This window comes from Dietzia sp. UCD-THP, assembly GCF_000349585.1.
Lineage (GTDB): Bacteria > Actinomycetota > Actinomycetes > Mycobacteriales > Mycobacteriaceae > Dietzia > Dietzia natronolimnaea_A.
Window position 1 is genome coordinate 48,417 of the sequence record NZ_KB714632.1, and the last position, 21,107, is coordinate 69,523.

At 70.3% G+C, this 21,107-nt stretch carries 20 protein-coding genes and 1 other RNA gene; 6 read left to right on the forward strand and 15 right to left on the reverse strand.

Annotated features, from left to right (window positions below):
• Positions 1-17: 17 nt before the first annotated feature.
• From H483_RS27790 to prfB, 8 genes are all read right to left on the reverse strand, one after another.
• Entirely contained in the window at positions 18-761 is a 744-nt protein-coding gene (locus H483_RS27790) for a thioredoxin domain-containing protein (protein ID WP_031264807.1), read from the reverse strand.
• Positions 762-951: 190 nt separating this feature from the next.
• Positions 952-1,325, reverse strand: a transfer-messenger RNA (tmRNA) gene (ssrA, locus tag H483_RS38700).
• A gap of 101 nt (positions 1,326-1,426) precedes the next feature.
• On the reverse strand, positions 1,427-1,936 hold the full coding sequence (gene smpB / locus H483_RS27795; RefSeq protein ID WP_017836572.1) for an SsrA-binding protein SmpB: 510 nt from the start codon (positions 1,934-1,936) through the stop codon (positions 1,427-1,429).
• Between the two features lie 59 nt (positions 1,937-1,995).
• Positions 1,996-2,898 (reverse strand): permease-like cell division protein FtsX, encoded by a 903-nt coding sequence (ftsX, locus tag H483_RS27800; protein ID WP_017836573.1) that lies wholly within the window; start codon positions 2,896-2,898, stop codon positions 1,996-1,998.
• Positions 2,898-3,587 carry a cell division ATP-binding protein FtsE gene (gene ftsE, locus H483_RS27805; RefSeq protein WP_017836574.1) on the reverse strand — a complete coding sequence of 230 codons (690 nt, stop codon included), beginning with the start codon at positions 3,585-3,587 and terminating at the stop codon, positions 2,898-2,900. Before ftsE ends, ftsX begins: the two co-directional genes overlap by 1 nt.
• Before the next feature lie 52 nt (positions 3,588-3,639).
• Positions 3,640-4,239, reverse strand: coding sequence for a hypothetical protein (locus H483_RS38160; RefSeq protein ID WP_017836575.1), 600 nt, complete (start codon positions 4,237-4,239; stop codon positions 3,640-3,642).
• Positions 4,239-5,135 carry a mechanosensitive ion channel family protein gene (locus H483_RS27810; RefSeq protein WP_017836576.1) on the reverse strand — a complete coding sequence of 299 codons (897 nt, stop codon included), beginning with the start codon at positions 5,133-5,135 and terminating at the stop codon, positions 4,239-4,241. The genes H483_RS38160 and H483_RS27810 overlap by 1 nt, the downstream gene beginning before the upstream one ends.
• A complete protein-coding gene (prfB, locus tag H483_RS27815) occupies positions 5,132-6,241 on the reverse strand; it encodes a peptide chain release factor 2 (protein WP_017836577.1) in 1,110 nt (369 codons plus the stop codon). The genes H483_RS27810 and prfB overlap by 4 nt, the downstream gene beginning before the upstream one ends.
• A 166-nt stretch (positions 6,242-6,407) precedes the next feature.
• On the opposite strand from prfB, the gene H483_RS27820 reads away from it, so the two are divergent.
• The 4 genes from H483_RS27820 (at position 6,408) to H483_RS27835 (ending at position 10,630) form a co-directional block, all read left to right on the forward strand.
• Positions 6,408-7,217: an inositol monophosphatase gene (locus H483_RS27820; RefSeq protein WP_017836578.1), complete on the forward strand. Its 810-nt coding sequence runs from the start codon at positions 6,408-6,410 to the stop codon at positions 7,215-7,217.
• 121 nt (positions 7,218-7,338) lie between these two features.
• On the forward strand, positions 7,339-8,745 hold the full coding sequence (locus tag H483_RS27825; RefSeq protein WP_017836579.1) for an acyl-CoA dehydrogenase family protein: 1,407 nt from the start codon (positions 7,339-7,341) through the stop codon (positions 8,743-8,745).
• 49 nt (positions 8,746-8,794) lie between these two features.
• Entirely contained in the window at positions 8,795-10,000 is a 1,206-nt protein-coding gene (locus H483_RS27830) for an acyl-CoA dehydrogenase family protein (protein WP_017836580.1), read from the forward strand.
• 138 nt (positions 10,001-10,138) lie between these two features.
• Positions 10,139-10,630, forward strand: a complete 492-nt coding sequence (locus H483_RS27835) for a hypothetical protein (RefSeq protein WP_017836581.1) — start codon at positions 10,139-10,141, stop codon at positions 10,628-10,630.
• Positions 10,631-10,652: 22 nt separating this feature from the next.
• Here H483_RS27835 and H483_RS27840 read toward each other — a convergent pair whose 3' ends face one another.
• The 3 genes from H483_RS27840 to H483_RS27850 all read right to left on the reverse strand — a co-directional run bounded on the left by H483_RS27840 (position 10,653) and on the right by H483_RS27850 (position 12,732).
• The gene (locus H483_RS27840; protein WP_017836582.1) at positions 10,653-11,174 is read right to left on the reverse strand and encodes a hypothetical protein; all 522 of its coding nucleotides are present in this window, start codon (positions 11,172-11,174) and stop codon (positions 10,653-10,655) included.
• Between the two features lie 87 nt (positions 11,175-11,261).
• Positions 11,262-11,972, reverse strand: a complete 711-nt coding sequence (locus H483_RS27845; protein WP_017836583.1) for a peptidase S1 — start codon at positions 11,970-11,972, stop codon at positions 11,262-11,264.
• A gap of 157 nt (positions 11,973-12,129) precedes the next feature.
• Complete coding sequence (locus tag H483_RS27850) at positions 12,130-12,732, reverse strand: TetR/AcrR family transcriptional regulator (RefSeq protein WP_031264809.1); 603 nt, start codon at positions 12,730-12,732, stop codon at positions 12,130-12,132.
• 160 nt (positions 12,733-12,892) lie between these two features.
• Here H483_RS27850 and H483_RS27855 point away from each other — a divergent pair, with 160 nt between their 5' ends.
• Positions 12,893-14,053, forward strand: coding sequence for an acyl-CoA dehydrogenase family protein (locus H483_RS27855; RefSeq protein WP_017836585.1), 1,161 nt, complete (start codon positions 12,893-12,895; stop codon positions 14,051-14,053).
• A gap of 10 nt (positions 14,054-14,063) precedes the next feature.
• Here the strand turns inward: H483_RS27855 and H483_RS27860 are convergent, their stop codons facing one another.
• The 4 genes from H483_RS27860 to H483_RS39885 form a co-directional block, all read right to left on the reverse strand.
• On the reverse strand, positions 14,064-15,194 hold the full coding sequence (locus tag H483_RS27860; RefSeq protein WP_017836586.1) for an NAD(P)-binding domain-containing protein: 1,131 nt from the start codon (positions 15,192-15,194) through the stop codon (positions 14,064-14,066).
• 36 nt (positions 15,195-15,230) lie between these two features.
• On the reverse strand, positions 15,231-15,977 hold the full coding sequence (locus H483_RS27865) for an enoyl-CoA hydratase/isomerase family protein (protein WP_238556280.1): 747 nt from the start codon (positions 15,975-15,977) through the stop codon (positions 15,231-15,233).
• Between the two features lie 83 nt (positions 15,978-16,060).
• Complete coding sequence (locus H483_RS27870) at positions 16,061-17,527, reverse strand: aldehyde dehydrogenase (protein WP_017836588.1); 1,467 nt, start codon at positions 17,525-17,527, stop codon at positions 16,061-16,063.
• Positions 17,528-17,648: 121 nt separating this feature from the next.
• On the reverse strand, positions 17,649-18,380 hold the full coding sequence (locus H483_RS39885) for a TetR/AcrR family transcriptional regulator (RefSeq protein WP_017836589.1): 732 nt from the start codon (positions 18,378-18,380) through the stop codon (positions 17,649-17,651).
• A gap of 102 nt (positions 18,381-18,482) precedes the next feature.
• Between H483_RS39885 and H483_RS40070 the strand changes: the two genes are divergently transcribed.
• On the forward strand, positions 18,483-21,107 hold a 2,625-nt coding region (locus tag H483_RS40070; RefSeq protein WP_017836590.1), incomplete at its 3' end, for an enoyl-CoA hydratase-related protein.

The window sequence follows — 21,107 nt, forward strand, 5'->3', positions numbered from 1 at the left end:
ATCAGCGTGGACCCGGGTCAGGAGATGATGTTGTCCAACCAGGCCGGGTCCCCAAACTCCACGACCTCACCCTCGTAGGCGACCGTCGGCGTGGAGACGCGATCGGTGACCTCACGGATACTGTCCTGCGAGTTGTCGGCGGAGTCCGAGGCCTTGTCCATCCCACCGTTGGTCTCCACGTTGCCGATGCACTCGACGGTGTCCGCGTTCGCGCCGGCCGCCTCGGCGGTGGACGCCAGCTCTCGGGCGGAACGGTCGCCCCCGCCCTCAGCGGGTTGCTGCGCGAAGAAGGCATTCTTGACCTCGAAGAAGGTGGGCAGCGAGTCCTTGGCCGCGACGCACTGGACCGCGGCGATCGCTCTCGTGGAGTACTCGCCCGATGCCGACTGGCGGTCGAGGAAGTTGAGCATGTGGTACTCCACGCGCAGGTCACCGGCCTGAACGGCATCGGAGATCGGGACGCCGTACTGCGCCTCGAAGGACCTGCACGCCGGGCACATGAAGTCCTCCCAGATCTGGACGGTCGGAGCGGTCTCCTCCCCCACCGTGATCACGCCCGTGTCCGAGATCTCGATCAGCTCATCCGCCGTCTCGCCGAAGGTGATGGGGTTCGCCTCGCCCCCTCGCTGCGCCATCCACACCACGCCACCGAGGACCAGGACCGCGACGGCGATCAGCGCCGCGACCGTGATCAGCATGCCGTTGTTCTTCTTGGTCTGGAGCACCTTGGTGCTCTTGTTACCTGCGGACTTGGCGTTCACGTGGGCGTGGGCCTTTCTCTACTGGGACATCATTGGCCCGTTCCGGACGAGCGGCGACTACAGCGAGGGTACCGAAGCCGCCTGAGTCCTCTTTCAGGTGCTTCGAGGTGCCGCACAGGCGCCCGAAGGTGGAGGGCCAGTCGAAACGCACCGAGCCCCCGGTCGGTGGTCGACCGGGGGCTCGGCCCGATGGTGGAGCTGCCGGGAATTGAACCCGGGTCCTCCGCAGCATCGGCAGGGCTTCTCCGTGCGCAGTCCGCGTTGGCCTCTACTCGGATCTCGCCCTCATGCGGACATGTCGGCGATGACGATCCCAGTCACTGTTGGATGTCCCGACCCACCCCGTGACCGGGTGAGCCGGTGATCCCTCTAGATGATGCCGGTGACCGGGGCGAGGGCGACCCCGGGCCGACAGACTACGGGCTCGCTATCAGGCAGCGAGGGCGTAGTCGCGCTGATTGGTATCGGCGCGTAATTGGTTGCCACGACGCTTACGGTGGTCTCTGGCCTGCACCGGCACGCTTCCCCTGCGTCAACTCACGTAGTCGAAACCACATCAGCCCCGTCAGGACCGCCGAATCTCGTCGACGGACCACCAACCGTACCCCGACCGAGGTCGAGTTGCCAGGGTGATGTCCGTCTCCCCCTGACGCAGCGCGACAGGCTCAGGCGTGCATGCCCTTGATCTTCCTGCCGAGCTCGCGGACGGCCTCGCGCTCGGCGGTCCTCCTGGCGATGTCGTGTCGCTTGTCGTGGGCCTGCTTACCGCGCGCGACGGCCAGTTCGACCTTCACCCGTCCGTTGACGAAGTACAGGGACAGCGGGACCAGAGTGGCGTTGCCGTCCCGCACCTTGCCGACGAGGGAATCGATCTCGCGGCGGTGCAGCAGAAGCTTGCGGGCCCGCTTGGGCGCGTGGTTGGTCCAGCTCCCGCGAGAGTACTCGGGGATGTGGAGCCCGCGGAGCCACACCTCGCCGTCGTCGATCGTCGCGAACGCGTCGACCAACGAGGCCTGGCCCTCGCGCATGCTCTTGATCTCCGTGCCCAGGAGCGCGATGCCGGCCTCGTGGGTGGACAGGATCGAGTACTCGTGGCGAGCCTTGCGGTTGCTGGCCACCACGCTGCCGTCACGGCCGAGGGTCGACGCGCCCTTCGTCTTGTTCTTCTTGGCCACGCCGGTTCACCTCCTCGTCCGTCCGTCGGGCAGAATCCCCAGTCTAGATCAGCGCCGGACTACTGCCGAACCGTGACCCGCAGGGTGACCCACGCCGTGAGGGCGGAGACGACCGCGCCCGCCACGATCAGCCCCGGCGCGAGCATCAGGATGTCGGCGGTGGTGATCCGTTCCACCAGGTTCGCCCGGTACGCCTCCGCCAGCACCCTGTCGAGGAACACGACCTTCGCCCCCAGCAGGCCGCCGACCGCGAGCAGCGAACCGACCACCGACGCGAGCACGGCCTCCACCACGAACGGGAGCTCGGTGTACCAGCGGCTCGCGCCCACCAATCGCATGATCCCGAGCGCGGTCCGGCGGGTGAAGGCCGCGATCTGCGTCATGTTGGCGATGAGCAACACGGTGGCCAGGAGTTGGACCACCGCGACGGCGAAGGCGGCGTTCCGGATGCCGTCCAGGACCGAGAACACGCGCTCGACCAACTCCCCCTGGCCCTGCACGACCTCGATCCCCGCGATCGCCTCCAGGTCCGCGGCCACCGACTCCGCCCGGGTGGGGTCGTCGAGAGTGAGGGTGAACCGTGAGCCGAGGGCGTCCGGTGAGGTCGACTCCACGAGGACGGGGTCGGTGGAGGAGAACAGCTCGACGAACTCCTCGTAGGTCTCCTGCGGGTTCTTGTACTCCACCGAGGCCACGCCGGCAGTGGTCTCCAGTTGGTCCCGGATCTCACCACACGCAGCGGTGCAGTCGGGGTCCTCGATGGAGATGGGCCGGTCCACGTAGACGCGGAACTCGTTGAGGTAGTCGTACTTCGCCTGGCTGGCGGAGGCGGTCATCACCACCAGGACGCCGGCGCCGAGCATCGCCAACGCGACGGCGGTGGTGATGATCATGGCCAGCGTCATCGACAGGTTTCGGCGCAGCCCCTGTCCGACCTCGGACGCGATGAACCGCGCGGCCATCAGCGTCCCACCCCATAGGTGCCAGTGGCGTCGTCCCGGACGACCACCCCGTCGACCAGTTCCACCACGCGGCGTCGCGACCGGTCGACGATGTGGCGGTCGTGCGTGGCCATGAGGACCGTGGTGCCGGTGCGGTTGATCCGGTCGAGCAGCAGCATGATGTCCTCGCTGGTCTCGGGGTCGAGGTTGCCGGTCGGCTCGTCGGCGAGCAGCAACCGTGGCCGGTTGACGAACGCCCGCGCGATGGCGACGCGTTGCTGTTCGCCACCGGAGAGCTCGTGTGGCCGACGTCCGGCCTCGCGGGCCAGTCCGACCATCTCCAGCGTCTCGGGGACGACCTTGTCGATCGTGCGGTGGGGGGTACCGATCACCTGGAGCGCGAAGGCCACGTTCTCGGCCACGGTCTTGCCCGGCAGGAGGCGGAAGTCCTGGAAGACACAGCCGAGCGAGCGTCGCAGCGTGGGTACGGACGACGCCTTCATCCTGGTGAGATCGTGTCCGGCGACGACCAGGGTCCCGGAATCGGGCCGGTCCTCGCGGAGCAGCAGACGCAGGAACGTCGACTTTCCCGACCCGGAGGCGCCGATGAGGAATGCGAACTCGCCCTCGGCGATCTCGACGCTCACGTCGGACAGAGCCGGGCGCGCCGAAGACGCGTACGACTTGGTCACATGGGAAGCACTGATCACACGAGTAGCCTAGCGCCTCTCCAGTCACACGGTGGTCGGTAGAGCCCCGGTGTCAGCTGGTGGTCACGGGATTCCCTCCGGCCCCGGCGTCGCCGGGATCCTCTCCCTGCTGCGCCTGTGGCGACTGCTCCTGCGGTGCCTGCTGCGGCGGTGCCTGCTGCCCGGTCGTTCCCGTGGGGGACGTCGGGGCCTGCTGTCCCGTCGGTGGCGTCGTGCCGGTGACCGGTGGGGAGGTCTGCGGGGTGGCGGTGGGAACCGTCGTCTGGTCGACCGTGGTCTCCGGGGTCGGCGACCCCTCGACAGGTGTCGTCCCCTCCGCCGGCGGGGGTGGTTCGGTCTCGACGGTGTCCGTCTGGGGCGGCGGGGTACCGAAGCTGGCAACCGGATCGTCCTTGACCAGCGAATAGAGCACGGCAACCAGGACGAACGCCACGAGCAGGATCGCGGTGGTCCGCGACATCCTGAAGAACTCCCCGAGGAGGGACACGATCTTCGGTCGCGGCCGACGCGACGGGGCGTCGGGGTCTGTGGTCCCCCCCAGACCCAGCGGATCGCTGGTGATCAGGGGGTCCCGGGTGGTCTCCGCGTAGGGTGTCGTGTCGTCGGGTGTGTGGTCGACGGGTGTCGTGTCATCGTCTCGGCGCTCGGACATCACGCGCCCCCCTCTCCGGTCTGCGGGCGGACCATGCCTGCCCGGATCGCGGCCAGTGCCTCGGGTTCCAGGACGATGCCCTCCGCGCGGAAACGGCGCAGGATGACCGCGCGCATCCGCCGTCCGACCTCCCACTGCATGCCGGGCTTGGTCCGTGCCAGCAACCGGATCACGGTCTGCTCCAGGCGAATCGACTGCACACCCATCACCGTGGGTTCGTCCAGGATGTACTGGCCCACCCGCTCGTCGTCGAGAATCTCGCGGCAGACCTCTGCGAGCACCTCGTTGGCCTTGTCCATGTCGGCGTTGTTGGGCACCGGGACGTCGATGATCGCTCGCGCCCAGTCCTGCGACTGGTTGACCGCGGTGACGATCTGACCGTTGGGCACGATCACCGCTTCGCCGTCGAGGGTCCGCAGGCGCGTGATCCGCAGGGTCACGTCCTCGACGGTTCCCGCGGTCACGCCCGTCGCCGTGGTGAGCTCGACGATGTCCCCGTAGCCGTACTGACGCTCGGCCAGGACGAAGAACCCGGCCAGGAAGTCCTGGACGATCTTCTGGGCGCCGAAGCCCAGCGCCGCACCGAGCACCGTCGCAGGCGCGACCAGCGCGACGAGGTTGACGCCGAAGCGCAAGAGGATCTGGATACCGAACAGGATGTACAGCACGCCCACGGCGACGTATGAGATCACCTGGATCAGCGAGTGGAGGTGCTTGGACTCCTCGGACCAGAAATCCTCGTCGGAGTGTTTGGCGTCGATCCGGCCGGTCCACATCCGCGCGATCTTGGCGATCACCCGCGTCAGCAGGGCGGCGCCCAGAACGAGGAGGACGACCTCGAGGCCGTTGTTGCTGAGCCAGTTCAGGATGGGATTGAAGTCAGTCTGGAACCTCACTCCGCGTCTGCCCCCTCCCGCATCCGCCACCGGATGCCGGCTTCGATGAATCCGTCGAGATCACCGTCCAAGACCGCGGACGGGTTATTGACCTCGAACTCGGTCCGCAGGTCTTTGACCATCTGATACGGGTGCAGGACGTACGACCGCATCTGGTTACCCCAGGAGGCGTTCCCGCCCGACCCGAGAGCGTCCAGGGCCGCCCGCTCCTCCTGCTGCTTACGTGCGAGCAGCTTGGCCTGCAGCACCTTCATGGCCGCGACCTTGTTCTGCAACTGGGACTTCTCGTTCTGACACGTCACGACGATCCCGGTCGGGACGTGGGTGAGACGGACCGCCGAGTCGGTGGTGTTGACGGACTGGCCACCGGGGCCGGACGAGCGGTACACGTCGACGCGCACCTCGTTCTCGTCGACCTCGATCGAGTCCGTCTGTTCCACGACCGGCAGCACCTCGACCTCGGCGAAGGACGTCTGCCGCCGCCCCTGGTTGTCGAACGGGCTGATCCGCACGAGGCGGTGCGTGCCCTGCTCGACGGAGAGCGTGCCGTACATGTACGGGTCGTGGACGACGAACGTCGCCGATTTGATCCCGGCCTCCTCCGCGTACGAGGTGTCGTAGACCTCGACCTTGTGTCCGGCCTTCTCCGCCCACCGCACGTACATGCGCATCAACATCTCGGCGAAGTCCGCGGCGTCGACACCTCCCGCGCCGGCGCGGATGTTGACCACAGCCTCACGCTGGTCGTACTCGCCGCTGAGCATCGTCTTGACCTCGATGGCCTCGACGTCCTCCCGCAACTGCGCCCGCTCGGCGTCCGCCTCCTCGACGGCCCCGTCGCCCTCCTCCTCCGCGAGCTCGTACATCAGCGGGAGGTCCTCGATGCGCTGGCGCAGCTCACGGCACCGCCGCAGGTCGGCCTGGATGTAGGAGAGCTCGCTGGTGACCTTCTGCGCCCGCTCCTGGTCGTTCCACAGGTCGGGGTCGGCGGCCATCTGCTCCAGCTCGTCGACGCGACGGGCGAGTTCCTCGATGTCGAGGACCTTCTCGACCGTCGTCATGGTGGCGTCGAGGGCGGCGATGTCGGCGGAAACGTCGGGGTGCACGGGATCGGAGTCTACGCGGCCCGGCGTCCTACTCGCGTTTCCCCACCCGCCACCCGCCCGAGGCCCACCGCACGTCCCATCGTCGCCTGACGGGGGTAGCGTCGCGGGGGACGGACCCGCTACCGCACGAGGTCAGCGGGCCACTGCGGACCAGTGGAGGAACCCGATGCCCCCCGAGACCCGCCACCGGCGGACCGCGTCCGACGAAGCGACCAGGGCGATGACCGACGTGGATCTGGCCGCCAGGCTCGTCGTCGACGCCGGGTCGCTGGCGCGCCGCCTCCGTGACGACGGACTGGACGTCCACCACAAGACCTCGGTCTCCGACGTGGTCACGGAGGCCGACCGGGCCGCCGAGCGTCAGATCACCGCCCTTCTGGCCGCACACCGGCCCGAGGACGGCATCCTCGGCGAGGAGGGGACCCTGGTCCCCGGTCGCCATGAGCGCAGGTGGGTCGTCGACCCCGTCGACGGGACCTATAACTTCGTCAGCGGTTCCGACTACTGGTGCTCCGCGGTCGCCGTCACCGGCCCGGACGACTACCTCCTGGGGGCCGTCCACCGACCCGTCACCGGGGACACGTTCGTCGGCGGCTCGGAGGTGCCCACGCGTCGCAACGGCGTCCCCGTGACCCGCCTCACCCCCGGCGACCTGGCCGCGGGGAGCCTGGCCACGTATCTCCACCCGCCGTTCTTCGCCGACCCCGCCCTAGCCGACCCCTTCCACCGGGTCAGTCGCGGCGCGGCGACCATCCGCATGCTCGGCTCCGGATCGGTCGACCTGGCGGCGGTGGCCTGCGGCGTCCACTCGGTGTGGTGCCAGCACTCGTGCCCGGAGTGGGACTGGCTCCCCGGACGGGCGCTCGTCGAAGGGGCCGGCGGGCTCTGCGCGACCGTCGAGGTGAACGGCTACGACTGGTTCGTGGCGGGCCGTCCCGGGGCGGTAGAGGACGCGGTAACACTCTTGAAGGGCTGACCGCGAGGCCCTGACCTGCACTCGAGACGACTTGAGGGGAAAGTCTGGCGATCGGAACTTACTCCGAAGTAAGATATCCGTCGACAGCACCGTCCACCGTCCGTCACGAGAACAGCTGGTGATGATGAGCAAGAATTCGACGTCCCCGTCCACGACCGGACGCGCGGAGGCCTCCACTCCGGGCAAGAACCCCACGAGGATCGACGCGATCGGAGCCGCCATGCGCGCGCTCACGACGATCACCGGGTCGGAGTTCGCCGAGCGCTTCAACCTGCGCCACAAGGTCGACCGGGTCACCTACGAGGCCACCAAGACCGGCTTCAAGACCCTCGGCGCCGCCACGAAGTCCTTCAAGAAGGTCTCCGGATCCGGCGCGCCCAAGCGCCTGCCTGACGCCGACTCGGGGTCGAGGCCCGACCTCTTCGACCTCACCCTCGACGACGACCAGCAGATGATCGTCGAGACCGTCCGCGACTTCGCCACCGAGGTCATGCGGCCGGCCGCCCATGACGCGGACCACGCCGCCGAGGCCCCGACCTCGCTGCTGGAGCGCTCCGCCGAGATCGGCGCGACCATGCTCAACGTGCCCGAGGAGTTCGAGGGCATCGCCTCCGAGCGCGGAGTGGTGACCAACTCGCTGGTCGCCGAGGCGCTGGCCTACGGCGACATGGGGCTGGCCCTGCCGATCCTGGCGCCCTCCGGAGTCGCCACCACCCTGACCCAGTTCGGGTCCGACGCCCAGCAGAAGAGCTACCTCCCGGCCTTCGCCTCCGAGACGACGCCGGCGGCCGCGGTGGTGGTGGCCGAGCCCCGCCCGCTCTTCGATCCGTTCGAGCTCAAGACCACCGCCACCCGCGGGCCGGGCGGGTTCACGCTCAACGGCGTCAAGTCGATGGTGCCCACCGCCGGCAGCGCGGAGCTGTTCATCGTCGCGGCCTCCCTCGACGGGTTCCCGACTCTGTTCGTGGTCGAGTCCGACACCGACGGACTCGTGGTGGAGGCGGATCCGTCCATGGGCCTGCGCGCCGCAGGCCTGGGCCGGCTCATCCTCACGGACGTCTCGCTGCCCGCCGACGCGATCCTGGGTGGTCCCGACTCCTCCCCCGAGGACCGGGCCGCCACCTACGCCGACGTGATCCGCCTGTCCCGCCTGGGCTGGGCCTCACTCGCCGTGGGCACCTCGCACGCGGTCCTCGACTACGTGACCCCGTACGTCAAGGAGCGCCAGGCGTTCGGCGAGCCCATCGCCCACCGCCAGGCCGTCGCCTTTGCCGTGGCCGACATGGCCACCGAGCTCGACGGCATGCGGCTGGTCACCTGGCGTGGGGCGTCCCGCGCCGAACAGGGACTCCCCTTCGCCCGCGAGGCCGCACTGGCCCGCAAGATCGCCGCCGACAAGGGCATGCGGATCGGGCTCGACGGAGTCCAGCTGCTCGGTGGCCACGGGTTCACCAAGGAGCACCCCGTCGAGCGCTGGTACCGCGACCTTCGCGCCGTGGGCGTGGCCGAGGGCGTGGTGGTCCTGTGAGCACCACCCACACCAGCACCCGCCCCACCCGGACTAAGGAATCCTGACGATGATCAACCTCGAACTCCCCAAGCGGCTCGAGGCGGGCGCCAATCAGGCCCGCCAGGTCGCCACCCAGATCTTCCGTCCCGTGTCCCGCAAGTACGACCTCGCGGAGCACGAGTACCCCGTCGAGCTCGACACGCTCAAGGCCATGATGGAGGCCATGGAGGACGCCGGACAGGCCGCCTCCGGTGCCACCATGGGGTCGGGCGGCGCACCGCGTCGCGAAGGCGTGTCCAACGGGGGCAACATGAAGTCGCTCCTCAACATCATCGAGACATGTTGGGGCGACGTCGGACTGACCCTGTCGATCCCGCGCCAGGGCCTCGGCAACTCCGCGATCGCCGCGGTCGCAAACGACGAGCAGATGGAGAGGTTCGGGCGGGTCTGGGCCTCCATGGCGATCACCGAGCCCGAGTTCGGCTCCGACTCCGCCGCGGTGTCCACCACCGCCAGGTTGGACGGCGACGAGTACGTGATCAACGGCACCAAGATCTACATCACGTCCGGTGCCCGGGCCGACCACATCGTCGTGTGGGCGACCCTCGACAAGAGCAAGGGCCGCGCGGCCATCAAGTCCTTCGTCGTGCCGCGCGAGCACCCCGGTGTGAACGTGGACCGGCTGGAGCACAAGCTCGGCATCCGCGCCTCCGACACCGCGCAGATCACCTTCGACAACTGCCGGGTCCCCAAGGAGAACCTCCTGGGCGATCCCGAGGTCCGGGTGGACAAGGGCTTCGCCGGCGCCATGCAGACGTTCGACAACACCCGCCCGCTCGTCGCGGGGATGGCGGTCGGCGTCGCGCGTGCCGCGCTGGAGGAGATCCGGGCGCTGCTCGAGGAGGCCGGAATGGAGATCGACTACGACCGGCCCGCCACCAGCCAACCCGCCGCGGTGGCCAAGTACCTCGAGCTCGAGGCCGACTGGGAGTCCGCGTACCTGCTCACCCTGCGGGCGGCGTGGATGGCCGACAACAAGATGCCCAACACCAAGGAGGCGTCGATGTGCAAGGCCAAGGCCGGGCGCACCGGCTCCGCCGTGACCCTGGGCGCGGTCGAGCTGGCCGGCAGCTACGGCTACTCCGAGCGCAGCTTCCTGGAGAAGTGGTCGCGCGACTCCAAGATCCTCGACATCTTCGAGGGCACCCAGCAGATCCAGCAGCTGGTGATCGCGCGGCGCATCCTCGACCTGTCGAGCGCCGAGCTGAAGTGAACCCCTGGCGCACGCGCGGCTGAGAACGACAGACGCCCCCGCGGATCGGTGATCCGCGGGGGCGTCGGTCATTCCCGGAGCTCGCTCGTCCCGCACCCAGCCCACCCGAACCGGCAACGAACGGCAGGAGCACAACCCATGTCAGCCGACGACGACGTCCCCCTGTTCCGGGCCCCGATGCGGTCGCGGGACGACGGGGTGCCCGACGGTGCAGGGGTCGAGCGCGGCCTGCGCTTCGGCCTCTGCGGAATGGGAGGGCGCCTTGAGGGACCACCACCGTCGTCGCTCGCCGAGGCAGTCGACGCCGCCGCGGCGCAGCACGACGACAGACTGGCCCGCCGGATCGAGCGGTTCTCCGACGTCCCTGAGGGAGTGTTCGTGTGGACCCGGGACATCGACGGCCACTACTGGCTCGGGCGACTCGCGGGGCCGTGGCGCTACGATGCCTCGGACGACGCGCGATCGGTGGATCTGGTGCACGTGCGCGACTGCACGTGGCGATCGGAGCCGACGGACCGATCGAGCGTCCCCGACGCAGTGTTGGCCACCTTCGGGCGCGGTGGCCGCAACTGGCAACGCATCCGGTCGGCGACAGGCGCAGCGGCGACCGCCGACCTGTGGGCGAGGTGAGGCGGCGGCCAGCCCAGCGCAACTACCCCGCCAGAGCCGGGTCCACGAACTGCTCGTCCGCCTCGGCCCACACGTCCTCGCGCCCGATCCCATCGGGGTCGATCCGGTCGACCGTCTCGGGCAGGTACACCATCCTCACCATCTCCTGGCCCCCCGGCTGGTCGCCGGCCGCGGAGTAGGCGGTGATCTCCACGGTCCCCGACCATTCGGAGTCCTGAACAGCGCGGAGAATGCTGATCGAGTTGTCCTGGGCGGCCTGGGCGGCGGCGGCCGGAGTGGCATCCGGCGGCAGTGGGAAGTTGACGGCGACGAGGCCGGCTTCGAACTCGACGACGGCGCCCTGCACCTCCGCGGTGATGGCGTCGGCGAGCGCGGAGTGGGGGTCCTCCGCCGCGGGCTGAGCGGACTCCTCAGCATTCCCGGTGAACAGGAACACCAGAAGACCCACGACGATCACCACGACGATCAGCCCGAGGATCATGAACAGTCCTCTGCTGGCCCGGTCGCGTCGCTCGGGAGGAACGGTGGTGTCGGTACTGGTCATGGGTTCACCTATCGTCCGGGATGACGCCAGTCGTACCAGGTGAGCCGATGATCCACATCGGTTTCGGGCGCTCCGCCCGGCGGACCGTCAGGCCATCCGGAAACCGCGACCGGGCCAGTTGCGGTCGGTCGCGTCGGTCACGATCGCATCGAACGAGTACGCCAGCGCCGGGAGGAATAAGGGCGACTGCGCGGCGTGGAAGCAGGACGGCAGGAGTGGACCGACGCTGCCGACGGGCCCCGCGCCCGGAGGCATGTGCCCACCGGAGAGCAGTCCCACGAGGCGGCCGTCGCGGGTCACCGGACCGCCGGAGTCCCCGTATCCCGCGCAGGCCTGGCTCCAGAACTTCGCGCCGTCGCGCTGCCACGTGATGCCGCAGGTGTGGCCCGTGGACATCCCGTCCTTGCACACGACGTCACCGAACTCAGGGGCGGGACCGCGCCCGCTGATCCCGGGCTGGCGGACGGGGACCGCGATAGCCGGGTCGAGCCGGATCACCGAGTAGTCGAGAATCTCGTTGCGCGTCGCGACGGTGCCGATCACCCCGGCTCCCGGGTCGCTCCGGAGAAAGACCGGAGCGTTGATCCGGTCGCTGCAGTGGGCGGCCGTGAACGCCACCGGGGCTCCGGTCGAGTCGTATCCGGCGGCGGTGAGGGTGCATCCGGCCTCTCCGTTGACCAGCACCGGAGTGCCTCCGGCGACCGGGACCGCGGCCTGGGCGGCGGCGGGGGCCGCGAGTGCGGTCGCACCGGCCATCACTGCGGTCACGGCGAGCTTGGCAAGGCCGGTGAACCTCATGAGCGTGTCCTTCCCACCCCGGCAGACTGCCCGGGTAAACGCCCTGACAGCCTAACGGGAGCGGGCCCCGGGTGCACGACGGGAGCGGGCCGACCCTCGCGGCCGGCCGGCCGGCCGGCCGATCGGTCAGGTCTACGTCTGTGGCCCTCAGTGGCCCTCAGTGGCCCTCGACCGTGATCCTGATCGACGGGCACTCGCCCGGATCCCCATCGATGTGGGCCCAGATGGCCTCGACCACGGGCCGGAGGAACACCTCCCCCACCTGGTCGACGAGCGTGCGGACCACCTGGACCTTGTCCGAGGCCCTGGTGGAGGCCAGACCCCCGCGCCGCAGACCCTCGATCTCCCGGGTGGTGAGGTCGACGATCGCCTCCAGCAACGGCGCCCCGCGACCGTCGGGCTCCAACAGGGCCCGGTTGAGGTAGCTCACGAGCTGCGGGTTCTGCCGGAGCATCTCGCGGACCGCGACGTTCCTTGCCTCCACCACCTCGGCCGGCGTGCCGGTGTGCTCCACCGTCGACAGTGCCCCGACCACGCGCTCCACCACCAGGTCGTCCACGGCGCGGCGCAGGCCGTCCTTGGTGCCGAAGTGGTGCTGGATCAGGCCGATCGTCACCCCCACCTCGGCGGCCACCCGGCGCATCGAGACCCTGTCCTCCCCGTGCTCGGCATACAGGGCCAGCGCGGCATAGCGGATCCGCGCCCGAGCGGTGAGGTCACCGTCGGCGGCACCTCCGCGGTCGGCTGTGGTCCCGGCCATGTGCGCCACCCCGTTCCTCGTCCCTCAACCGGCGTCTGCGTTCGGTCGATGTCGGAGACGATACCGCGACCATACGATTGCATAGCAAAGCATGCACTCGTATTGTGGTGGACGAGCGGGGCCGCCCGGGCCCCACGCGACCGACCCCTGGAGATCCCTCGTGTTCGAGACCGCCCCCTACCGCTCCCCGTGGATGACCGACGACCTGGATGCGCTGCGCGCCCACACGCGCGCGTTCCTGGACAAGGAGACCGCCCCGAACCTCGAGCGGTGGGCCGCCGAGGGCGCCGTGGACCGCGGGTTCTGGAACAAGGCCGGCGACGCGGGCCTGCTGTGCCTCTCCATCCCCGAGGAGTACGGCGGGGGCGGCGGCACCTTCGCGCACGAGACCGTGATCGCCGAGGAGCAGACCCGGGCGCTCGACGACGGCTGGGGCAACTCGGTGCACAGCACGATCGTGGCCCACTACCTTCTCCAGTACGGCACCGAGGAGCAGAAGACCCGCCTGCTGCCCAAGCTGGCCACCGGCGAGATGGTGGGGGCGATCGCCATGACCGAGCCCGGAGCGGGATCCGACCTGCAGGCGTTGCGCACCACGGCGGTGCGGGACGGCGACGACCTCGTGGTCAACGGCGCCAAGACGTTCATCTCGAACGGCATGCACTGCGACCTGCTCATCATCGTGGCCCGCACCGGTGGCGAGGGTGCCCAGGGGCTGTCACTCCTGCTGGCCGAGACCACCGACCTGCCGGGGTTCGACCGCGGGCGCAAGCTCGACAAGATCGGCCTGAAGTACCAGGACACGATGGAGCTGTTCTTCGACGACATGCGGATCCCCGCCGCCAACATCCTCGGCGGGGAGGCGGGCGAGGGACAGGGCTTCATCCAGCTCATGCAGCAGCTGCCCCAGGAGCGGCTCATCATCGCCGTCACCGCCGTGGCCGCGGCCGAGACAGCGGTCCGCCTCGCGATCGACTACGCCAAGGAGCGCGAGGCGTTCGGCAAGCCCATCCTGAAGTTCCAGAACCTCCGCTTCGAGCTGGCCGAGTGCAAGACCGAGGCCCTGGCCGCCCGGACCCTCCTGGATCACTGCATCTCGCTGCACCTGGAGGGCAAGCTGGATCCGGCCACGGCGTCGATGGCCAAGTACTTCTGCACCGACAAGCAGTGCGAGATCATCGACCGCTGCCTGCAGGTCTTCGGCGGCTACGGGTTCATGACCGAGTACCCGATCGCCCGGATGTACGCCTCCGCCCGCGTGCAGAAGATCTACGGCGGGACCAACGAGATCATGAAGGAACTGATTTCCCGGACCCTCTGATCCCGGCGACTCAGAGTTCGGACACGATCGCGCGGACGGCGTCACGGCCCGCCCGGTTGGCCCCCACGGTCGACTGGGACGGGCCGTAGCCGATCAGAAATAGCCGCGGTTCGTCGAGGCCCCGTCCGTCGGCCACGCGGATCCCCACGGCCGGGGTCCGGAGGCCGAGCGGGGCGAGGTGGGAGACCGCGGGCCGGAACCCGGTGGCCCACAGGATCGCGTCGGCGGGCTCCAACCGGCCGTCCGGCATCCGCACCCCGTCGGGCTCGATCCGGGTGAACATCGGGCGCCGCACGAGCGCACCGCGGGCCTCCGCTCGATCGATCCACGGGGTGCGGTACATGCCGGTCACCCGGATCACACTCTCGGGCGGCAATCCCCTGGCCGTGCGCTCGGCGACCGCGGAGATGGCGGCCGAGAAGTTCTCCGGGGGCGGGCCCGTGGCCCACTCGATCTCCCGCCGGGTCACCCACAGGGTGTCGGCGACGCGCGAGATCTCCTCGAGCAGCTGGGTGGCCGAGATCCCCGAGCCCACGATCACCACGCGCTGACCGGCGAACTCCTCCGCGCGGACGTAGTCATGGACGTGGAGCTGACGCCCGCGGAAGCTCTCCTGCCCGGGGTAGTACGGCCAGAAGGGCCGCGTCCACGTTCCCGTGGCGTTGATGACGTAGCGCGCGTGCCACACCTCGTCGTCGTCGCCCCGCGCGCCGTCCCCGCCATCCCCCTCCCCCGGAACCCCGGAGGTGACGACGACGAGGCGGCCGCTCCCCGGGCCGCCCCGCTCGTCACGGGCGCGGCGCACCTGGCGCACGTGCACGGGCCGCCGGACCCCGAGGGAGAATCGCTCCTCGTAGTCGGCGAAGTAGGCGGGCAGAACCTCCCGGCTGGGCATTTCGGGATCCACCTCGGGCGCCGGGGCCCCGGGCAGGCCGAAGATCCCGTTGACGGTGGCCATGGTCAGCGACTCCCAGCGGTGCCGCCACGCCCCGCCGGGGCCGTCCTCGCCATCGACCATGACGAACGTCCGGTCGTCGGCGGAGGCCCGGTCGGCGGGGACGACCCCCCGGCGATTCAGGTGATACCCGGCCGACAGGCCCGCCTGACCGGCACCGATCACCACCACGTCGACCTCGCGCATCACCACATCATCGCGTCCCGTCGTCAGGCCCCGTGGTCACGCCCCGTCAGGAAGCCCGGTGAAGTCCGCCGGCCGGCCCTCGGCGAACGCGGCCAGTGCCTCGGAGTTCGCGGGGCCGCCCATGAGGTCGGCGAAGCACTGGTTCTCGCGTTCGCGCGCCTCGGCGATCTGGCGGGCCAGCGGTTCGACCATGGTCCGTTTGACCGCCCGCAGGCTCGAGATGGGCAACCTCGCCAGTCGCGTGGCGTGCTCGGTGGCCACCCGGAGCAGGTCGTCGGGAGCGCACAGTCGCCACACCAGGCCCATCTCATGCGCCTCGGCGGCGCTGATCCACTCCGAGGACAGCAACACCCACGCCGCGTTCTGCCGCCCGACGAGCCGGGGCAGCAGATAGCTCGAGGCGGCCTCGGGCACCACCCCGAGGCTGGTGAACGGGCACTTGAGACGGGCGTCCTCGGACATGAAGACCAGGTCGGCGAACCCGATGACGGTCGTGCCGATCCCGAGGCCGAGGCCGTTGATCGCCAGGACGAGGGGCTTGTCGAACCCGGACAGAGCGTCGATCAACCCGAGAAACCCGTGTTCACCGGGGACGAAGTCGGGATTGGTGATCCGTTCGGCCATCTCGGCCAGGTCCGTCCCGGCGCTGAACGCCCGACCCTGTCCGGTGAGCAGCACGACCGCCACGGTGGGGTCGTCCGAGGCCTTGTGCAACGCGATGGTGAGCGCGTCGTACAGGGCCTCGTCGAACGCGTTGAGCGCCTCCGGTCGTGCGAGTGTCAGCGTGCGGACACGGTCGGCGTCGCGGACGTCGAGCGGCGTCGCGGACGTCGAGCGGCGTCGTGTTCTCTCCCACCACGGCGGTATCAGCCGTCGACCGCGGGCGCGTCGAGGTAGACGGATTTGACCTCGGTGTACTGCGCCAGGCCCTCGGGGCCGAACTCGCGGCCCACGCCTGATGCCTTGAAACCGCCGAACGGGGCCGAGAAGTCCATGGTGTAGGTGTTGACCCCGTAGGTCCCGGTGCGGACCCGGCGGGCCACGCCGAGACCCGCCTCGCGGTCCGCGGTCCACACGGTCCCCGCCAGACCGTACTCGGAGTCGTTGGCGATCCGGACGGCGTCATCGACGTCGTCGTAGGCGATCACGGACAGGACCGGGCCGAAGATCTCCTCCTGGGCGATCCGCATGGAGTTGTCGACCCCGGCGAACACGGTCGGTCGGACGTACCACCCCGAGTCGAGGCCGTCCGGGCGGCCGGTGCCGCCGGTGAGCAGCTGCGCCCCCTCCTGCTGGCCGATCTCGATGTACGAGGACACCCGCTCCTGCTGCCGCTGCGCCACCATCGGACCGATCTGGGTGTCGGGGTCCATCGGGTCGCCGACGACCATCGACCCGATCCCCTCCGCCAGCGCGCCGGCGACCTCGTCGTGCCGCTCGCGGCTCACCAGGATCCTGGTCTGCGCCACGCAGGCCTGACCCGAGTTCATCACGCCCAGGAACTTGATCCCCTCGACGACGCTCGTGACGTCGGCATCGTCCAGCACGATCGCCGCGGACTTGCCTCCGAGCTCGAGCGAACAGCGCTTGAGCTGCTCGCCACAGATCGCGCCGATCTTCCGTCCCGCCGCGGTGGACCCCGTGAAGGCCACCTTGTCGATCGCGGGGTGGCGCACCAGGTGCTCACCCACCTCGCGGCCTCCCGCGACGATGCTCACCACGCCCTCCGGCACGCCGGCCTCGATGAGCAACTCGCCCAGCAGGTAGGTGTCGAGCGGGGTCTCGGGGGCGGGCTTGACCACGATCGTGCAGCCGGTGAGCAACGCCGGGATCAGCTTGGACAACACGGTGAACTGCGGGACGTTCCACGGCGGGATCGCTGCGACCACGCCCACCGGCTCGTGGCGGACCAGCACCTCGCCGCCGAGCACGCCCGGCCGGGTCTCCTCCCACGGGAACTCGCGGGCGATGCTCACGAACGCCTCGATCTGCATCCAGGGCGCAGGGGCCTGGGCGAGCTTGCTGAACGAGATCGGTGACCCCATCTCGGTGGAGATCAGGGTTGCCATGTCGTCCAGCTTCGCGGCATAGAGAGCCGAGAGACGGGCGACCACGTCGATCCGCTCCTGGGGGCTCATCCGCGGCCACGGACCGGAGTCGAACGCCTCGCGAGCCGCGGCCACGGCGGCGTCGATGTCGGCGACCGAGCCCTCCGGGACGCGGGCGACGACCTCCTCGGTGTGGGGGCTGACCACCTCGATGACGCCGTCGGTCGCGGGTGAGCGCCACTCGGTACCGATCAGGAACGCGTCGCGGTCGAGGGAGGATGTCATGGTGGGTCTCCTGCTGTTGCCGGGTGAGGTCCTGCCGCAACGGACATGCGAACAGACACCTGTCCAACGTAGGCGGTCCCCGCCTCGCCCGGGGCGGTTCCACGGATTCGGCGCGACAGGCTCAGCGGCGCGCCGGCACCCGCCCCCCGTCCGTCCGGGCCAGCTCCCGGACCGCGATCTTCCACGCCTCGACCACGGCCGAGGCACCTACCCTGGGCTGCAGGGTCCCGGCCAGGTGGGCCCCGGTGAGCAGGTCGATGGTGAACTGCACCAGCATCGGCGCGCGCGGATGGTCCTCCCCCGCCAGGCGCGTGACGTTCCGGTGCACCGTGCGGAAGATGCGTTCCTGGAGAGGGATGAGCGCCCGGCGGAGTTCGGGATCGGTACGGGAGGCCACCCAGAGCTCGAGGGCGACCGTGAACGGCGGACCCTGGAGTTCCTCCCAGACCAGGTCCACCACGTCGTCCCAGCTCGTGGCCAACGGCGCGTCGTCGCACGCCTCGTCGTCGTCGCACGCCTCGTCGTCGCATGCCCCGTCGGCGGGATCCGCGCCGGCGTCGGCGCCGGAGTCGGCACCGGAGTCGGCACCGGTGCGCGCCCGGCCGCCGAGGCCTGACGAGGTCAGGACCCGGAGTCGGCGCTCGACGATGTCCTCCACGACGCCGGCCATGAGTGAGCCCCTCGTGGGGAAGTGGTGCAGGAGCGTGCCCCGCGCGACCCCCGCGCGGTTCTGCACCTCACCCACCGTCGTCGCGCCGTAGCCACGGTCGAGCAGCGACTCGTACGCGGCCTCGAGGAGCTTCGAACGGGTGGCGGCGGACCGCTCCTGCTGCGGACGACGGGGGGCTGCCATGGCCGAGACATTACTCGGGCCACTGCCGTGGCGACTTGCCACCGAGCCGGTCCGATCGGCATGATTCAGCAAAACAGTCCGACCAGACGGAAAGTGGCATCCATGTCCAAGAAATCGCGGTCCAAGACATCGCGCGTGAAGGGCCTCGTCGACACCGGACGCCACCTGGCCCCCGTCCTGGCCCGGACGGCGTTGACGACGCTCGAGGACCTGACCTCCCGGGTCATCCCCGGCACCGGTTCGGCGCCGCCCGCCGCAGATGTGACCGTCCCCGCCCCCGAGGGCATCTCCGGTTATACCCGGCAGGTCGAGGCCACCCGCACGATCAGCGCTCCACCGACCGCGATCCTCGACGTGGTACTCGACACCACCCGGACCCACGAGTGGCTGACCTTCCACCTGTCCTGGCGCGGGGAGCGAGCCGAGCAGCTCACCACCGGCGGGGAATTCGTGCAGCAGATGACTCTCATGGACATCCCCGTCCAGGTGCGTTGGCTCGTCGAGGAGGCCGACGAGACCGGGGTCGAACTGCGCGGCGCGGGCCCGATGGGCATCACGGTCGGCCTCTGGTGCACCGTCGTGCCCACCGCCGACGGCAGTGCCGTCCGCCTCGACGGCGCCCTGGACGGTCCGCCGGTGCGCGGCCCGGTCGGCCTCTCCGCCGTCCGCAGTGTCGAGGCGGCCCTGACCGAGTCGCTCGACGCCCTGGCGGGCCTCGTCGACGGCGGCGGCGGGCCCGGGCGCTACGCGGACGAACCCGTCCGCCACGAGCGCACCGGCGAGATGCTCGACCCGTCGACCCCGGTCCTCATCGGCGTGGGCCAGATCGTCCGCCGCGACCCCGATCCGGACACCGCCACCGAACCGGCCGTCATGTCCGTCGAGGCACTGCAGGCCGCCGCCGCCGACACCGGTGCCCAAGGGCCGCTGCTCTCCCGCGCCGATCTGGTCTACGCGGTCCCCAGCGCCTCCTGGACCTACCCCGACCAGGCGGGGTTCGTGGCCGAGGCCGTCGGAGCGGAGTTCGCCGAGACCGTGCAGACCTCCCCCTACGGCGGCGACGGTGCCCAACTGGCCGTCAACGACGCCGCCCAGCGGATCGCGGACCGAGCCGCCCACCTGGCACTGGTCAGCGGCGCCGAGGCCGGGGCCACCGTCGCGGCGCTCCAGTCCCGGGGGCGTGAGCCCCGGTGGACCACCCAGGACCCGGACCGCGGCCCCGACCGGGTGATCGGGGTCGACCGGCCGGCGAACAACGAGGCCGAGACCAGCGTCGGGCTCGGCGCGCCGATCTACGTCTACTCCCTCATCGAGTCCGCTCTGCAGGCAGACTCGGGCGAGACCGCCGAGGCCCACCAGCAGCACATCGGGGACCTGTGGTCGCGCCACAGCGGGATCGCGGCCCAGAACCCGTTCGCGTGGGACCCGACCGCCCGCACCGCCGAGGAGATCGCCTACGCGAGCGCGACCAACCGCACCGTGTCCGCCCCGTACACCAAGCTCCTGTGCGCCAACCTCCAGGTGGACCTGGCGGCCGGGGTGATCGTGGCCAGCGTCGCGGCAGCCCAGGCGCTCGGAGTCCCCCAGGACAAGTGGGTGTTCCTGCACGCCGGCGCCTCGGGCACCGACGAATGGTTCGTCTCCGAGCGCGCCGACCTGACCCGCTCCCCCGCGATCGCCGCCGCCGGCGCCGCCGCCTTCGAGCACGCGGGCATCACCGCGGACGACCTCGGCCCCGTCGACCTCTACTCCTGCTTCCCCTCCGCCGTCCAGCTCGGCGCCCGCGCCCTCGGCCTGCCCTGGCAGGACCCGTCGCGGCCCCTCAGCGTGACCGGCGGACTCACCTCGGCCGGCGGACCCGGCAACAACTACGGCCTGCACGCCGTCTCGACGCTCGTACCGCTGCTGCGTGAGGACCCGGATCAGGTCGGGTTGTCCACCTCACTGGGCTGGTACGCCACCAAGCACTCCCTGGGCATCTACTCCGGCACACCGCCGAGCCGCCCGTTCGCGCACCTCAAGCCCGCGATCGAACGCCCCGCCCCGCGCCCGGCGCGCACGGAACTCGACGGTCCCGCGGTGATCGAGGCCGTGACCGTCCCCCACGGTCGCGACGGCGGCGCTGAGGGCGTCGTGGTCTCCGCGATCACGCCGGACGGCGCCCGTGTCCTCCTGCGGCGCGAGAGCGCCGACGACATCGCCGCGCTCACCTCCGGTACCCCGCTGCGCCGGACCCTGCGTCTCGACGGCCACCGGGTCGTCGTCGAGGGCGAGCGGCAGGAGCTCCCGGAACCGCCCACGGCCCCGGTCCTCACCCGACGCGACGGTTCGGTCTGGGTGATCACGCTCAACCGCCCCCACGCCAAGAACGCCATCGACCACGCCACCGCGGTCCAACTGGAGCGCGCCGTGGACGACGCCGAGGACGACTCGGGCGTGCGCGCCATCGTCCTCACGGGCAGCGGCGACACCTTCTGCGCGGGCATGGACCTCGCCGGAGCCCACCGCGGGCAGGTACCGGTCACCGACCGCCGCGGCCCGCTGGGCCTGACCGCCGAGCCGCCCACCACGCCCACCGTCGCCGCGGTCGAGGGACCTGCGCTCGCCGGCGGATTCGAGCTCGCGATGTGCGCCGACCTCATCATCGCCGCCGAGAACGCCTCCTTCGGTCTCCCCGAGGTCAAGCGCGGCCTCCTCGCCGCGGCCGGCGGACTGTGGCGGTCGGCC

Bases quoted from the DNA above. Each gene is read 5' to 3' on its own strand.
- ftsX (WP_017836573.1), bottom strand. From the start codon at position 2,898: ATGGCCGCGCGGTTCATCGCGTCCGAGGTCGGACAGGGGCTGCGCCGA.
- H483_RS38160 (WP_017836575.1), bottom strand. From the start codon at position 4,239: ATGTCCGAGCGCCGAGACGATGACACGACACCCGTCGACCACACACCC.
- H483_RS27820 (WP_017836578.1), top strand. From the start codon at position 6,408: ATGCCCCCCGAGACCCGCCACCGGCGGACCGCGTCCGACGAAGCGACC.
- H483_RS27825 (WP_017836579.1), top strand. From the start codon at position 7,339: ATGATGAGCAAGAATTCGACGTCCCCGTCCACGACCGGACGCGCGGAG.
- H483_RS27830 (WP_017836580.1), top strand. From the start codon at position 8,795: ATGATCAACCTCGAACTCCCCAAGCGGCTCGAGGCGGGCGCCAATCAG.
- H483_RS27835 (WP_017836581.1), top strand. From the start codon at position 10,139: ATGTCAGCCGACGACGACGTCCCCCTGTTCCGGGCCCCGATGCGGTCG.
- H483_RS27840 (WP_017836582.1), bottom strand. From the start codon at position 11,174: ATGACCAGTACCGACACCACCGTTCCTCCCGAGCGACGCGACCGGGCC.
- H483_RS27845 (WP_017836583.1), bottom strand. From the start codon at position 11,972: ATGAGGTTCACCGGCCTTGCCAAGCTCGCCGTGACCGCAGTGATGGCC.
- H483_RS27850 (WP_031264809.1), bottom strand. From the start codon at position 12,732: ATGGCCGGGACCACAGCCGACCGCGGAGGTGCCGCCGACGGTGACCTC.
- H483_RS27860 (WP_017836586.1), bottom strand. From the start codon at position 15,194: ATGCGCGAGGTCGACGTGGTGGTGATCGGTGCCGGTCAGGCGGGCCTG.
- H483_RS27870 (WP_017836588.1), bottom strand. From the start codon at position 17,527: ATGACATCCTCCCTCGACCGCGACGCGTTCCTGATCGGTACCGAGTGG.
- H483_RS39885 (WP_017836589.1), bottom strand. From the start codon at position 18,380: ATGGCAGCCCCCCGTCGTCCGCAGCAGGAGCGGTCCGCCGCCACCCGT.